Here is a 14,144-nt window from a genome sequence, read left to right as displayed (position 1 = left end):
GCCGATCCGGCGGGTGCGCCCGTGTTCCTCCGGGGCACCCATCCTGCTACTCAGACGTGGTTGCGGCGGCCTCCTGATGGTCGTGAGCCATGGCAATCTCCTCGGCACGCCGCTCGTTGGCCTCTTCAGTCAATTCCGCGCCCGCTTCCGGATCGCGGGTGAGGTTCTCGCCGGACTCGGGGTCGAAGAGGTGGATTCGCCGGGTATCCAGCCACAGTTCAGCGTCCCGTCCGCCACGCACCCGGCTGGCCGCATCGAGGGTGACAACGACCTGCGGCCGCAGCTCGTCGGCGTCCATGTCCCTGGCCAGGTTGTCCAGCAGCTCACGGACCTCCGGGGTGGGGTCGAAGTGGATGTAGCCGTATTGCTCGTTGCCCAGCCACTCGGTGTGCGTGATGGGTGCCGTGAACGTGGAGCCGTGAGCTTTCTTGTGTTCTTCGACCAGGGAGGCGTCTTCGAAGAACTCAGGCCGGATCCCCACCAGGACGACCTTTTTGCCTGCGGCCTTGGCCGCCTTGTCTTCGGGGATGCGGATATCGCCGACTGCAGTTTCGAGGATGTTGCCGTCCTTGAAGGTCGCCGGGAGGAAGTTCATCGAAGGCGATCCGATGAAGCCTGCGACAAACAGGTTAACCGGCTGCTCGTAAAGTTCCCGCGGGGAGGCGACCTGCTGAAGGATGCCCTTCTTCAAGACGGCGACCCTGTCTCCGAGTGTCATGGCTTCCGTCTGGTCGTGTGTGACGTAGACACTGGTGACGCCCAGCCTGCGCTGCATCTGGGAAATCTCGGAACGCATTTGTCCGCGGAGCTTGGCGTCCAGGTTGGAGAGCGGCTCATCGAACAGGAAAGCGTCGGCCTGGCGGACAATCGCACGTCCCATGGCCACACGCTGCCGCTGGCCGCCGGAGAGGTTCGCAGGCTTGCGGTCGAGGTGTTCGGTCAGCTCCAGCGTGGCGGCTGCATCGTTCACCAGCTTCTTGACCTGCTCATCGCTGTACTTGCCCTTGTTCAGACGGAGCGGGAAGGCGATATTCTCAAAGACCGTGAGGTGCGGATACAGGGCATAGTTCTGGAACACCATGGCCAGGTTCCGGTCCCTGGGTGCCTTGTCGTTGACGCGCTCTCCGTTGATCAGCAGGTCGCCGGAGGTAATGTCTTCCAGCCCCACAATCATCCGCAGCAGCGTCGACTTTCCGCAGCCGGACGGACCAACGAGAATGATGAACTCCCCGTCCGCGATATCCAGGCTGATGTCATTGACGGCTGGGAAACCGTCGCCGTACTTCTTGACGAGGTTCTTGAGCGTAATCGATGCCATGCTCATGGCTCCTTTTCTAGTACCGTGCGTCTGGGGCTAGCCCTTGACGGCGCCCTGGGTTAGTCCGGAAACGATCTGTCGCTGGAACAGCAGTACAAGTACAACGACCGGGATGGTCACAATGATCGCGGCTGCGGAAATTGCTCCAGTCGGCGCTTCGAACTGGGATGCTCCGGTAAAGAAGGCCAGGGCTGCCGGCACGGGGCGGGCAGCTGAGGTCGAGGTCAGGGAAATGCCATAGACGAAGTCGTTCCACGCGATGAAGAAGGCAATGATCGCCGTCGTGAAGACGCCGGGGGCTGCAAGCGGAACGATTGCCTTGCGGAACGCCTGCCAGGTGGTGGCTCCGTCCACCTGTGCTGCCTGCTCCAGCTCCCACGGGATCTGCCGGAAGAACGCCGCCAGCGTCCAAATCGAAATCGGCAGGGTCAGTGAGAGGTACGGGATGATGAGCCCCGGCCAGGTGTCGTACAGGCCGATGTTGCGCCACAGGTTGAACAACGGGGTCACGATCGAGATCACCGGGAAGATGGAAACACCCAGGGCAGTTGTCAGCACCAGCCGTTTGCCGGGGAAATCCAGCCGGGCGATTGCGTAGGCGCAGAGGGTGGCGAGCACCACGGCGATCAAGGTGGCGATCAGCGAGATGCCGATCGAGTTGCGGAGGGCGGAGAGGAAGAGTTCCTGGGCGTCCCCGACCAGGATCTGTTCGTAATTCACCGTGGACCAGTTGGTGGGGAGGAAGGACCCCGAGGTCAGGTCACTGGGAAGCTTGAACGACGTCGCGAAAATTGAGGCGACCGGAAACAACGCGTAAATGATCACGACAATGGAAATGATGGTCCATGTGACGCGCCTGCGGATCGGTGACGACTTCATTTAATTGCCCCCTCGTGCGCCGGTCAGGTCCACCTTGAAGAGTTTTATTGCTACGAAACATATAAGGATCACGCAGAGGAAGAGCAGTACGGAAACGGCTGAGCCCATACCGATCTCCAGCCGGGTGATGGAGGTCCGGTACGCGAGCAGCGACAAGGTCTCCGTGCCGTAGGCGCCTCTGGTCATGATGTAGACATTGTCGAAGATGCGGAACGCATCCAGTGCACGGAAAAGGACTGCCACCATGATGGCCGCCTTCATGTTTGGCACGATCACCCTGCTGAACCGCTGCCACCAGGTGGCGCCGTCGACTTCGGCTGCCTCGGTCAGCTCACCGGGAACCTGTGCCAGGCCGGCCAGCAGCAGCAGCGAGATGAACGGCGTCGTCTTCCAGATTTCGGAAGCCATGATCACCGTGATGGCGGTGCCGAAATCGGCAAACCAGTTCAGGTCGGCGCTAATCCCCGGTACCCAGTCGAACCAGTGGTTCACGTAGCCGGAGTTGATATCGAAAGCGTAGAACCAGGCGAAAGCGGAAACCACGGTAATGATGCCGTAGGGAACCAGGATTGCGGTCCGGAGCCAGCCCCGGACCGCTTTCAAGGCGCTGTTCATAACCATGGCGAGGGCGAAACCGAGAACCAGCTCGATGACGACCGTGACAACGGTAATGAGGAGAGTTACGCCCAGGTCCCTCCAGAAGACTTCGTCGGTCAGGATAGTGACGTAGTTGCTGAGGAAGACAAACTCCCGGTCATCCGGCGCGGTGAGCCGGTACTTGAACAACGAATCCCAGAGGGCCAGCAGGATTGGGTACGCTGTGACAGCCAGCATGATGATGAACGCTGGGCCCGCAAGCCAGAAGCCCAGCCTGCGTTCGGCCCTGGCGCGGTCGCTGAGCCGTGCTTTTCGCGGCTTGGGACTGCCGCCAGCGGAGGCACGTGTCTCGACAGACGTACTCATAGCAGCCTCTCTCCCTTCAGGACCTCAAGAATGAACTGCTGGCTGGTTTCCGGCGTGGTGTCCGGATTGACGTCCTGCGGCGGAGTCCAGGTCTGCTGGATGCCGGTGGAGATTTCGTTGTAGTACGGAGTCTGCGGACGGGGCTTGGAGAGCTCCAGCGACTCACGGATGGTCCCAGCCATCGGGAAGGCGTCAATGACTTCGGGAGCGTTGTAAGCGTCCGGGTTGGACGGCGGGTTGCCGTTCGTGGCGAAGTAGTAGGCCTGGTTCTCCGGGCTGACGATGCACTCGATCGCGTCGAACGCCAGGTCCGGGTGCTTGCTCTTGGAACCCACTCCCAGGTCGATGCCGCCCAGCGGGGGAGCAGTGTTTTCACCTGCGTTCACCTGCGGATACAGCGTCCAGCCAATGTCATCGATCAGGGAAGCAGGGAGGGTGCCTTCCTCGACGGCGGCGTTGGTGGCGCGCCAGACGAAGGGATAGTTGACCATAAAGGCACCCTTGTCGCCTTGGAACTGGATCATCGAGAAGTTCTCGGTCTGGGTTGGAAGGCCGGGCCCGCCGAGCCCTTCCTTGCCGATGGTGGAGACGATCTCCGCCGCCTGCTTTCCGGCCTCGGAATCGAGGCTTAGCTTGATCTCGTCGGCCGGGGCGTCAGGGTTCTCCACAATCTGTCCACCGGCTGATTCGATCAGTGCGTTCACCCACACGGTCATGGACTCGGCCCGGGCACCCTGAACGCTGAGGTACTTATCCTGGCTGGCAACCGCTTCGATCAGCTGGTCCCAGGTGACGGGCTGGGTCATGTCCAGACCGGCTGCCTCGGCCACTGACTTGCGGTACCAAAGAATCTGCGTGTTGGCCCAGAACGGGACCGCTACTACCTCGTCCTTCCAGGTGGCTCCGGCGAGGGCGCCCTCCACGACGTTTGCCGTGGTGCGTTCGCGGACATCGTCGGGGATGGGAGCCAAATAGCCCGGTTCGGCATACTCCGGAACGTTCGGCGGGTCCAGGCTCATGATGTCCATGCTGGTGTCGCCGGCGGCGAGGCGCCGGGCAAGCTGTTCCCGCTGGGATGCCGCGTCGGTGGGAAGCAGCGAAGTCTCGATGGTGTACGCCCCGTCCGAAGCGTCCGAGCAGCGCTTGGCGATTTCGGCCTGCCCGCCGTCGTCCGGGTTGATGTACCACGTCAGGGTCGGCGTAGAACCGGAATCCGAACTGCAGCCTGCCAGCAGAGTGGCACCGACGGCGAGGGCGAACGCCGCTGCTGCGAACTTCTTCCTGCGGGCCCTGCCGGGAAGTCTTGCGTCTCTTGGCATTGGTGTATGCCTCCACCTCGTCGTAGGCACGGACAGAGTGATTTTCCGCGAAAGGCTGAAAGCTCAGCAACCTTTCGATCGACCCTAAGCCCTTGGCGCGTATTGCGCCACAGTTGGGCAGGGAAACAGGCAGAACGACTAGTGGCGGCGGAAGACGGCCTTGTTTTTTCGAGGTGGGGAGAGTCGGGAAATCCCGGTCGGGAGGGCGGCGGGAGGGGCCTTAGAGTGCGGGAACGGACAGCGGGGGCCGTGCGGTTCCGGCGGTCACTGCCTCTGCCGGATCAGTGCCGAGCTTGAGGATGCGGTTCGCTTCGTCAACGTGAACGACGGCGGGGGTGTAGGAAAGCGCTTCCTCTGTGGTCATATCGGCATAGGTAATGAGGATGACCAGATCGCCGACGTCGACCAGGTGGGCTGCGGCGCCGTTGATTCCGATGACACCGGAACCGCGTTCGCCGGCGATGGTGTAGGTCTCCAGCCGGGAACCGTTGTTCACATCGACGATTGAGACGAGTTCGCCGGGAAGAATGTCAGCGGCTTCCAGAAGGTCCAGGTCCACGGTGACGGAGCCGACGTAATGGAGATTCGAATGGGTAACGGTGGCACGGTGGATCTTGGACTTAAACATTTTCCGGTTCATAGCGTGTCCAAGTGTACGCCCCGGTCACAGGCCGGAAGGCGGTTGCATTGGAGCGGGCGACGGGAATCGAACCCGCGTATCGAGCTTGGGAAGCTAGCGCTCTACCATTGAGCTACGCCCGCATGGCCGGTGGAGCACCGGCACAGGAAACTACTTTACATGCCATTTGCATCATGGGCGCAAATGGCGTTCACGCCGACGGCGCCGGCAGTAACACGGCGGCGGTAGAAATCCAGCGGGTCGGGGCCTAGGCCCGGCGCGTCTGGCGGGATCCCTCACGGGCGCGGTCGACCAGTTCCCGCCAGCTCCCCTGAAGGGACTGTTCCGGGATGGTGACGGCCTGCTTGCCGACACTGATTTCGTACGTGAACCGGTCATTGCCGTCCTCGCGGGATTCGGGCGGGTCCTGCAGCAGGGGAAGCCAGCGTTCCTCGGCTTCCTCGGAACTCACCTCACTGCTCCAGGTACGCCGCATGCCAGCAAGCCCGCCCGTACGCACCACAACCAGTCTCATACCATGACATTAACCTCTCGCCATGCTGCCTGCACAGCAGAACTTTCTTCGGTTCCGGCTCCGTAACGCTTTTCCGCGGCGGTGATGGTGGCTGCGGCAAAGAGACTGAAGGTGCAGTCGGCCGGAAAATTCGGCTCGGTAATCGTGTCGTACCAGATCTGGCCTGCCCGTTCCCAGGCGTAACCGCCGAGCCCGGCTGCCGTGAGATAGAACGCCCGGTTCGGGATGCCAGAATTCAGGTGCACGCCGCCGTTGTCGGACGTGGTCTCCACGTATCCCGTCATGTCGGCGGGCTGCGGGTCCTTGCCGAGCACGTCGTCGTCGTAGGCGGATCCCGGCTCCGACATGGAACGCAGGCCGCGTCCGTTGACCTCGGGAGTGAACAGCCCCTCACCGATGATCCAGGACGCCCCGGACGCCGTCTGGCGCAGGAAATACTGCTCCGTCAAGGCACCAAAAACGTCCGAGACCGATTCGTTCAAAGCTCCGGCCTGTCCCTGGTAAATGAGCTTAGCCGTGTACTGGATGATCCCGTGGGCCAGTTCGTGGCCGATGACCGTCAGGGATTTGCTGAACCGTTCGAAGACCTCTCCGTCGCCGTCGCCAAGGACAATCTGCGCACCGTTCCAGAAAGCGTTGTCGTAGTCGATCCCATAATGCACGGTGGCCTGCAGCGGCTGCCCGGCGCCGTCAAGCGAGGAACGGCCGTACACATCGCTGAAGAGTGCGTAGGTAGCTCCCAGCCCGTCGTAGGCTTCGTCGGCCGCCGGGTCTGATGTGGGCGGAGCGCCCTCCGCCCGGACCGGGACCCCGGGAAGGTCCTGGCGCTGCTGGGCGTCGAAGACCGTCCGGCGCAGCTTGGGCGTGAGTGCGGTACCTGAACCGGGTGCGGGGGCGGAGCGGCCCAGCTGGCCGGCTTCAGCGACTGCATCAAATTCAAGCAGGGTCCGGCGTGCGGCCACGGCGGCCCCAGCCATGCGGTCCGGCCGCTCCGCAATGCGCGAAAGCAGGTAGGGCGGCACTATGGAGCAGTGTCCAGCGGGACCTTCATGAACATGGCGGTGGACATGCCGGTAGACATGCTTGGCGGAATCTCTGAGTGGATCTACTGTGCGGGTCACCTTACAGCCCTCCATCTGTAGTGAGTTTCCCCAGACTAGACCCCGCTACCGACACTGCAAGGCAGTACCGGCAAAACCGCTGACGCTTGTCCATAAGGAAACAAAAAGCACCGGAAATCTGCGGTTTTGCCGGTTTGGTGCGCTATTCCGCTGCGGTTTCCCCGCTTTGGGGACGTGCCTGGCCGCCGAAGGCCGCCACGACGGCCTCTACGCCTTCGGGCCCGAGTTCCAGTCCCAGCGAGTTGCCCGGGTTGATGGCAAGCCCGTACCCCGGGGCGATGCTGCGGAGGGTTGCTTCCCCGGAGGCCTTGACCATGATGGGGGCGGTGTCCCGGATGCGCTGCGGGATGCGCTGCGCGTCCGTAAACGTGGCGGCCACCGGTGCAGCTCCTTCGGGGGACTGGAGGACCAGTGCCTGGAAGCTGGCGGGGTCGTCTTCGACCGTCAGGCGTCCGACGCTCAAAAGGTCAGAGTTCCAGATCGCCGTAATAACGTCCTGGTTGCTGATCTTTCCCTCCTGGCCTTCCCGGATAGCCTGTTCCAGGCCGGTGGAGGGCTCCAGGGTGCCTGCCGCTCCGGAACTGCCGGCATCCGGCGTGCTGCTCGCGGCGTCGTTGGATTCGGTGGATTCGTTATCGGCTTCGTGATCCATGGGGCCTCCTTGGAGGGTTGGTTGCATAAACGGCCAGTCTTCCACAGCCCTGCCGTGGCGCAGAAGCAGATCCCGGGAGCCTGAAGCTACCGTGAAGTCATGGACAAGAACACCCGCGACCTGGAACCCGAAATCGAGCGGGACTTCAGCCAGAAGATGAGCTACGGATCCTATCTGGGACTTGAGGACCTGCTCGCGGCCCAGCATCCGGTCAGCAAGCCGGAGCACCACGACGAAATGCTCTTCATCATCCAGCACCAGACCTCGGAGCTGTGGCTGAAACTGGTGCTGCACGAACTGCGGGCCGTCCGGGCACGGCTGATGGCTGACGACCTGCGTACAGCCATGAAGGGCATTGCGCGGATCAAGCACATCCAGCGCTCGCTGACCGAACAGTGGTCGGTCCTGGCCACCCTGACGCCGTCGGAATACGCGGAGTTCCGCGGGGATCTCGGCGCGTCCTCCGGTTTCCAGTCCTATCAGTACCGCGCCGTGGAGTTCCTGCTGGGCAACAAGAACGCCGGCATGATCGAGGTCTTTGCGGCGGATCCGCAGGCACAGGCGCTGCTGGAGGAGCTGCTCGGGCAGACCAGCATCTACGACGAGTTCATCCGCGCCCTTCACCGGATGGGTTACACGCTCGCACCGGACCTGCTCGAGCGGGACGTCACCCAGGCGCATGTCTTTGACGAATCCCTGATGCAGGTCTTCCGGCACGTCTACGAGAATCCCGCCGAGAACTGGGACATCTACGAGGCATGTGAGGAACTCGTTGACCTGGAAGACAATTTCCAGCTCTGGCGCTTCCGGCACCTGCTCACCGTGCAGCGCACCATCGGAATGAAACGCGGGACCGGCGGTTCCTCGGGGGCGGGGTTCCTGAAACGTGCACTGGACCTCACGTTTTTCCCTGAGCTTTACGCAGTGCGGACCGAAATTGGACAGCGCTGACGATGCGCTATTTTTAGAAGGTGCTGATATCTGACCGTGACATTCGAGCCGAAATTGCTGACGAGCGGATCGTCCTGGACCCCTACGACCCCGCAATGGTCCAGCCTTCCAGTGTGGATGTCCGGATTGACCGGTACTTCCGGCTGTTCGACAACCACAAGTACGCGCACATTGATCCGTCCCTGGACCAGCCGGACCTGACCCGCCTGGTGGAAGTGGCTCCGGACGAGCCGTTCATCCTGCACCCGGGTGAGTTTGTGCTGGGATCCACGTACGAGTCCGTCACACTGCCCGACGACGTCGCGGCACGGCTGGAGGGCAAGTCCTCCCTGGGGCGGCTCGGGCTGCTGACACACTCCACGGCCGGCTTCATCGACCCGGGCTTTTCCGGCCACGTGACCCTCGAACTCTCGAACATGGCTACCCTGCCGATCAAGCTCTGGCCCGGGTCGAAGATCGGCCAGCTCTGCTTCTTCAAGCTCACATCGCCCGCCGAGTATGCCTACGGAACCGGCGCCTACGGCAACCGCTATCAGGGCCAGCGGGGCCCGACGGCGTCACGCAGCCACCTGAACTTCCACCGCACCAGCATCTAGCAGGCAGGTACGCCGGAACTCCGCCCGTTCCGGATTATTTTCGAACTTCACATAATCCATGACCTAATTAGTCATGGACGCTACATGGTTTCGCGCTCATACTGGGACAACAGAGCGCAGGCGACGCACGCTGCGGCGTGCTCGAAGGAGAACCATGGAACCGTCCACCTCAGCAGAACATTGGGACCAGGAAGTCGACCTCCTGGTCTTGGGGTCCGGGGCGGGCGGTTTGTCCGCGGCGCTGACTGCAGCAGCCGAGGGCGCATCGGTTCTGGTCCTTGAAAAAACCGAGTACCTGGGCGGCACCACCGCTTACTCCGCCGGGACCTGCTGGGTGCCGAACAACCGGTTCCAGCAGCAGATGGGAATCCTTGATGACCAGGAGCGTGCTGTGCGCTATCTGGACGCCGTCGTCGGAGACAAGGCTCCCCGCGACGGCTGGCTGACCTATTTGGAGGCGGCGCCCCGGATGCTGGAAGAGTTTCAGCAGCTGGGAGTGACCTTCCGGCATTCTCCCGCGGTAGTGGACTACCACTCCGAGCTGCCCGAGGCGGGTGCTACCGGCCGTGCGCTGGAGCCCGATCCTTTCGACGGCCGGCTGCTGGATAAGTCTGATTTTCGCCGCGTCCGTCCGCCGGTGCCGGAGTTCGCGCTGATGGGCGGAACCCTCATGCTCCGGCGTGCAGAGGTTGCCGCCCTGCTCAAGCTCTTTAACGGTTCGCTGGCAGAGCGGGCCAAAGCAGTCGCCCTTGCAGCCAGGCTTGGTGCCGGGTGGGCACGGGACCGCGTCACGCGTCCCCGGGGCACCCGGCTGGTGATGGGCAACGGTCTGGTGGCCAGGCTGTTTTATGAATCACGCCGGCGCGGGGTTGAATTCCGGTTTGGTGCGCACACCGGCGAGCTGATCGTTCAGGACAACCGCGCCGCAGGTGCTCTTGTAACGCACGAAGGCAGGCGCCTTCGGATCCGGGCACGGCGCGGGGTCGTGCTTGCGGGCGGCGGTTTTGCCCACAGCACACGGATGCGTGCTGAGCTGATGCCTGAACCAACCCCGCAGTACTCGCGGGCCGGGGAAGGAGCCACCGGAGACACCCTTGCCCTTGCCGAGGCCGCAGGGGCCGCACTTGGCCGTGACAACGGGGAAAATGCATTGTGGTTCCCCAGTTCGATCGGCCGCCGCGCCGACGGATCCAGGGTGGTCTTCCCGCATATCTGGGACCGTGCCAGGCCGGGCGTGATTGCTGTGGGAGCCGACGGCGGGCGGTTCACTGACGAGTCCTGCTCCTATCACCGCTTCGTGCGGGCGATGTTTGCGTCTCCTGGAAGCAACGCCATTCCCGCGTGGCTGGTGGTGGACTCACGGACCCTCGGCAAGTACGGACTGGGCATGATTACGATGCCCCACCTGCCCCGGGCCGCGCTGAAGAGGTATGTGAAGGACGGGTACTTGTATGAAGCGGACACCCTTGCCGGCCTCGCCGGACGGATCGGCGTCGACCCGGCGGGCCTTGAAGCGACCGTCAAGCGGTACAACGGCTTCGCAGCCACCGGCGTGGATGAAGAATTCCATAAGGGCGAACTGGCTTTTGGCAGGGCGGCAGGGGACCCTGAGCACGGACCCAACCCGAACATCGGTCCCGTCGAAAAGCCTCCGTTCTATGCCATGGCAGTAGTGCCGACGCCCCTCGCCACTGCCTACGGGATCCTGACGGACGGCAACGGGCAGGCCCTTGATTCACAGGGAAACCCGGTGGCCGGTCTCTATGCCGTCGGTAATGATGCTGCCTCGGTGATGGGTTCGGAGTACCCCGGTGCCGGCGTGCAGGTTGGTTCTGCGCTGACGTTCGGATGGGCAGCTGCCCGCCACGCGGCCGCTGGGGCAGGGTCACTGGGTAGGGTGAAGGAATCCGGGACCGTTTAGCGTTAGGTTTGAGTATTCGTGGAAATCCGTTGGCTGGAAGCATTCGTAGCTGTTGCAGAGGAGCTCCACTTCGGCAATGCAGCGGTCCGGCTGCGCATGGCGCAGTCTCCGCTGAGCCAGACCATACGCAAGCTCGAACGTTCGCTGGGTGTTGAGCTGTTCCACCGCAGCACCCGCTCGGTGGAATTAACCGCGCCGGGCCATGCCCTGCTGCCCTACGCCCGTGAGGTGCTGGCGCAGCTGGACGTCGCTGCCAAGGCCGTCAAGCTGCCACAGGGTGAGGTTTACGGAAACCTCACCCTGGGATTTACCGGGGTCCTGAACCATTTCTCATTGCCGCCGCTGGCGCGCGCGGTACAGCAGGCCTATCCGGAAATTGCATTGACGCTCGTAGGCCGGGTGATGACCCAGGATGCGGTCCAGCAGCTGGAATCAGGCTCACTGGACCTCGCCTTCGTTGGGCTGCCGGTGGATTCCTCCCGCATCAACGCCCGCCTGCTGGCGCAGGAACCGTTCGGAGTGATTCTGCCTGAGGGGCATCGGCTGGCCGGAATGGAAGCCGTTGACCTGGCGGCGCTCGCTGACGAATCCTTTATCCTCCCTCCCCGCAGTGCTGGATCGGTCCTGTATGAGGGCACCATGCGCGCCTGTTCAGAGGCGGGCTTTTATCCCAAGGCGGCGCAGGCCATCACGGATCCGTACATGGTCATGATGCTCGTGGCAGCCGGGATCGGCGTTGCGGTGCTAACGGAGGGGGTAGCCTCCATGCTGCCGCCGGGTGCCGTCTACGTTCCTTTGGCGGGCAAACCCCAGTACATGAACCACGGGCTTGCCTGGTCGATCCGCCCGGGTTCCAAGGCGCGTGATGCTGTCCTGGAGCTCAGCGAAACAGTGCTGCCGACCGCCTCTCCAATCATGTAAAAAGACTACATAGTCTATGTGTAATTAGGTCGTAGACATAATAAGTGTGGTGGATCACACTGGATGATGTTCCTCCGTCGGGGGAGAAAGGATCATCATGACTGCCACTTCTTCCACCGCTCCGGTAGTTGCCGGGAAAGCTACGCCGCAGGCCCGACGTGCCGCGCTCTCAGGTTTCCTGGGGAGCACACTCGAGTACTACGACTTCTTCATCTATGGTTCAGCAGCCGCACTTGTCTTCTCCCACGTGTTCTTTTCATCGGAGGGGAACTCCGTACTGCTTTCCATCTCCACGCTGGGCGTCGCGTACGTGGCACGGCCCCTGGGTGCCGTCATCTGGGGACACCTCGGGGATAAATTTGGCCGCCGTTCCACTCTGATGGCCTGCCTTCTGCTGATGGGAATCTCGACGTTCCTGATCGGCTGCCTGCCCACCTATGACCAGGCAGGGTTGCTGGCGCCGCTGGCACTCGTGGTCCTGAGGCTGCTGCAGGGCCTGTCCGCCGGCGGGGAATCGCCGGGTGCCGCGTCCCTGTCCATGGAGCACGCGCCCGACCACCGCCGTTCCTTCTTCGCCAGCTTCACCATGAGCGGCATCATGTTCGGCATTGTGCTGGCCACCCTGGTATTCATTCCCGTAGCTTCACTGCCGGATGAGCAGCTGCTGACCTGGGGGTGGCGGATCCCGTTCTGGATCAGCATTTTCCTGACAGGGGTGGCCTTCTGGATCCGGCGCCATTTGGAAGAGCCGGAGGTCTTCGAGGAAACCAAAGAGTCCAACCAGGTGGCCAAGGTTCCGCTGGTGGAGCTCTTCAAATACCACTGGGCCGCTGTGATCCGTGTGATGTTCTCATCGACATTTGCCATGATCAACACCATCGTCAACGTCTTCGCGCTGGCCTACGCAGTGGAGCACAACGGCATTGAACGCACCACCATGCTCACGGTTATTGCAGTTGCGAATTTCTCCGCCGTCCTGACACAGCCGCTGTACGGATTGTTGGCGGATAAGATCGGCCGCAAACCGGTGTTTATCGGCGGCGCCCTGGGCGCAGGCGCCATGATGTTCGCGTTCTTCAACGCCATCAGCACCGGCAACGTCACTCTGATATTTATCTCCTCAATCATCCTCATGGGTGGCCTGTATGCCGCGCCAAACGGTTCGTACATGGCCTCCTTCCCGGAACAGTTCCCCGCAAAGGTGCGTTACTCCGGCATGGCGATCGGCCTTATGCTCGGGCTGCTGGTTTCAGGTTTCACCCCGGCGATCGGCACCCTCATGACAGCCGGTGACCTCACCAACTGGATGCCCGTGGCGCTTATGTGCTTCGGATTCACGGTGATCGCTGCGGTTGCTTTTGCCACGGGTCCGGAAACCTACCGGATCCCCACTGCCCAGCTGGGGCTGACACGGGCCGAGCGCGAAGCGATAAAGCAGCAGTGAGCACTGGCAGCGGCCCGCTGCGGATTGGGCTAATTGGCAACGGCTTGGCAACGTCTCTCTCCCCGCTGATCCATGAGGAAGAAGCCAGGGCACTGGGCTTGTCCGGTTACAGCTATGAGCGCCTTGACCTCTCCGGCATTGCCGCAGTGGATCTGGCGGAGGTGCTGAAGGAAGCACTGCACGAAGGGTTTACGGGTTTCAACGTCACCTATCCCCACAAGCAGGCCATCCTGCCCTGCCTGGATTCAATTGCTCCTGACGCCGCCGTCCTCGGCGCCGTAAATACGATCGTGGTGTCGGAGGCCGGGCTGACCGGTTACAACACAGACCGCAGCGGCTTCCTCGCCGGGCTCCGCCGCGTGCTCCCCGCCGGCACCCGGCACCAAACCGCAGCCCTCTTTGGCGCCGGGGGCGCAGGGTCTGCTGTTGCAGCTGCGCTGCTGGATTTTGGCGTGCAGAATCTGAGGATCATTGATCCGGTTCCGGAACGGCGGGAACAGCTGAAGGCAGCGCTGCAGCTGGCTTACCCGGCACGGAGCGGTACCAGCATCCAAGCCGGCGGCGAAGAACTGGCCCACGAGTGGGTCAGCACTGCCGACGGGGTGGTCAACGCTACGCCGATCGGGATGGAGCACATTCCCGGTACGCCCTTTGACACAGCGTGGCTCAGGCCCGGTCACTGGGTGGCGGACGTCGTCTACCGTCCGGTGAGGACAGCGCTGTTGGCTGAAGCATCACAGCTGGGCTGCCCTGTGGTCGACGGCACGACCATGCTCGTAGAACAGGCAGCAGACACCTTCGCACTCCTCACGGGCATTGAGCCGGTGAGGACAAGGATGCGTTCACACCTCGCCCGGCTCCTTGCACCTGCCGTGCGGTAACTACCCGCCCCACCCCCCCCGAAA

At 62.6% G+C, this 14,144-nt stretch carries 14 protein-coding genes and 1 tRNA gene; 6 read left to right on the top strand and 9 right to left on the bottom strand.

Annotated elements, in window-relative coordinates; all coding sequences use genetic code 11:
* Positions 1 to 46: 46 nt before the first annotated feature.
* The 9 genes from NF551_RS14345 to NF551_RS14305 all read right to left on the bottom strand — a co-directional run bounded on the left by NF551_RS14345 (position 47) and on the right by NF551_RS14305 (position 7,406).
* Positions 47 to 1,318, bottom strand: coding sequence for an ABC transporter ATP-binding protein (locus NF551_RS14345; protein WP_227894563.1), 1,272 nt, complete (start codon positions 1,316 to 1,318; stop codon positions 47 to 49).
* A gap of 36 nt (positions 1,319 to 1,354) precedes the next feature.
* Positions 1,355 to 2,197 carry a carbohydrate ABC transporter permease gene (locus NF551_RS14340; protein ID WP_227893998.1) on the bottom strand — a complete coding sequence of 281 codons (843 nt, stop codon included), beginning with the start codon at positions 2,195 to 2,197 and terminating at the stop codon, positions 1,355 to 1,357.
* Positions 2,198 to 3,160 carry a carbohydrate ABC transporter permease gene (locus NF551_RS14335; protein ID WP_227893999.1) on the bottom strand — a complete coding sequence of 321 codons (963 nt, stop codon included), beginning with the start codon at positions 3,158 to 3,160 and terminating at the stop codon, positions 2,198 to 2,200. It abuts the gene before it with no gap.
* A complete protein-coding gene (locus tag NF551_RS14330) occupies positions 3,157 to 4,479 on the bottom strand; it encodes an extracellular solute-binding protein (RefSeq protein ID WP_227894000.1) in 1,323 nt (440 codons plus the stop codon). The genes NF551_RS14335 and NF551_RS14330 overlap by 4 nt, the downstream gene beginning before the upstream one ends.
* A 220-nt stretch (positions 4,480 to 4,699) precedes the next feature.
* Positions 4,700 to 5,119 carry an aspartate 1-decarboxylase gene (panD, locus tag NF551_RS14325; RefSeq protein WP_227894001.1) on the bottom strand — a complete coding sequence of 140 codons (420 nt, stop codon included), beginning with the start codon at positions 5,117 to 5,119 and terminating at the stop codon, positions 4,700 to 4,702.
* Positions 5,120 to 5,167: 48 nt separating this feature from the next.
* Positions 5,168 to 5,241, bottom strand: a tRNA-Gly gene (locus NF551_RS14320).
* Positions 5,242 to 5,366: 125 nt separating this feature from the next.
* Positions 5,367 to 5,633 (bottom strand): protealysin inhibitor emfourin, encoded by a 267-nt coding sequence (locus NF551_RS14315; protein WP_227894002.1) that lies wholly within the window; start codon positions 5,631 to 5,633, stop codon positions 5,367 to 5,369.
* On the bottom strand, positions 5,630 to 6,610 hold the full coding sequence (locus tag NF551_RS14310) for a M4 family metallopeptidase (RefSeq protein ID WP_227894564.1): 981 nt from the start codon (positions 6,608 to 6,610) through the stop codon (positions 5,630 to 5,632). Before NF551_RS14310 ends, NF551_RS14315 begins: the two co-directional genes overlap by 4 nt.
* 286 nt (positions 6,611 to 6,896) lie before the next feature.
* Entirely contained in the window at positions 6,897 to 7,406 is a 510-nt protein-coding gene (locus NF551_RS14305) for an SseB family protein (RefSeq protein ID WP_227894003.1), read from the bottom strand.
* 99 nt (positions 7,407 to 7,505) lie between these two features.
* On the opposite strand from NF551_RS14305, the gene NF551_RS14300 reads away from it, so the two are divergent.
* From NF551_RS14300 to NF551_RS14275, 6 genes are all read left to right on the top strand, one after another.
* Positions 7,506 to 8,357, top strand: coding sequence for a tryptophan 2,3-dioxygenase (locus NF551_RS14300; protein ID WP_227894004.1), 852 nt, complete (start codon positions 7,506 to 7,508; stop codon positions 8,355 to 8,357).
* Between the two features lie 20 nt (positions 8,358 to 8,377).
* A complete protein-coding gene (gene dcd / locus NF551_RS14295; protein WP_227894005.1) occupies positions 8,378 to 8,953 on the top strand; it encodes a dCTP deaminase in 576 nt (191 codons plus the stop codon).
* A gap of 154 nt (positions 8,954 to 9,107) precedes the next feature.
* On the top strand, positions 9,108 to 10,874 hold the full coding sequence (locus tag NF551_RS14290) for an FAD-dependent oxidoreductase (RefSeq protein WP_227894006.1): 1,767 nt from the start codon (positions 9,108 to 9,110) through the stop codon (positions 10,872 to 10,874).
* Positions 10,875 to 10,892: 18 nt separating this feature from the next.
* Positions 10,893 to 11,795, top strand: a complete 903-nt coding sequence (locus NF551_RS14285; RefSeq protein WP_227894007.1) for a LysR family transcriptional regulator — start codon at positions 10,893 to 10,895, stop codon at positions 11,793 to 11,795.
* 97 nt (positions 11,796 to 11,892) lie between these two features.
* A complete protein-coding gene (locus NF551_RS14280; protein ID WP_227894008.1) occupies positions 11,893 to 13,239 on the top strand; it encodes an MFS transporter in 1,347 nt (448 codons plus the stop codon).
* Positions 13,236 to 14,120 (top strand): shikimate dehydrogenase, encoded by an 885-nt coding sequence (locus NF551_RS14275; RefSeq protein WP_227894009.1) that lies wholly within the window; start codon positions 13,236 to 13,238, stop codon positions 14,118 to 14,120. The genes NF551_RS14280 and NF551_RS14275 overlap by 4 nt, the downstream gene beginning before the upstream one ends.
* Positions 14,121 to 14,144 lie beyond the last annotated feature (24 nt).

Origin of the sequence: Arthrobacter caoxuetaonis, from assembly GCF_023921125.1 — a bacterium.
Lineage (GTDB): Bacteria > Actinomycetota > Actinomycetes > Actinomycetales > Micrococcaceae > Arthrobacter_B > Arthrobacter_B caoxuetaonis.
Note: the sequence above shows the minus strand (reverse complement) of the source record. Positions and strands in the feature narration are given on the sequence as shown.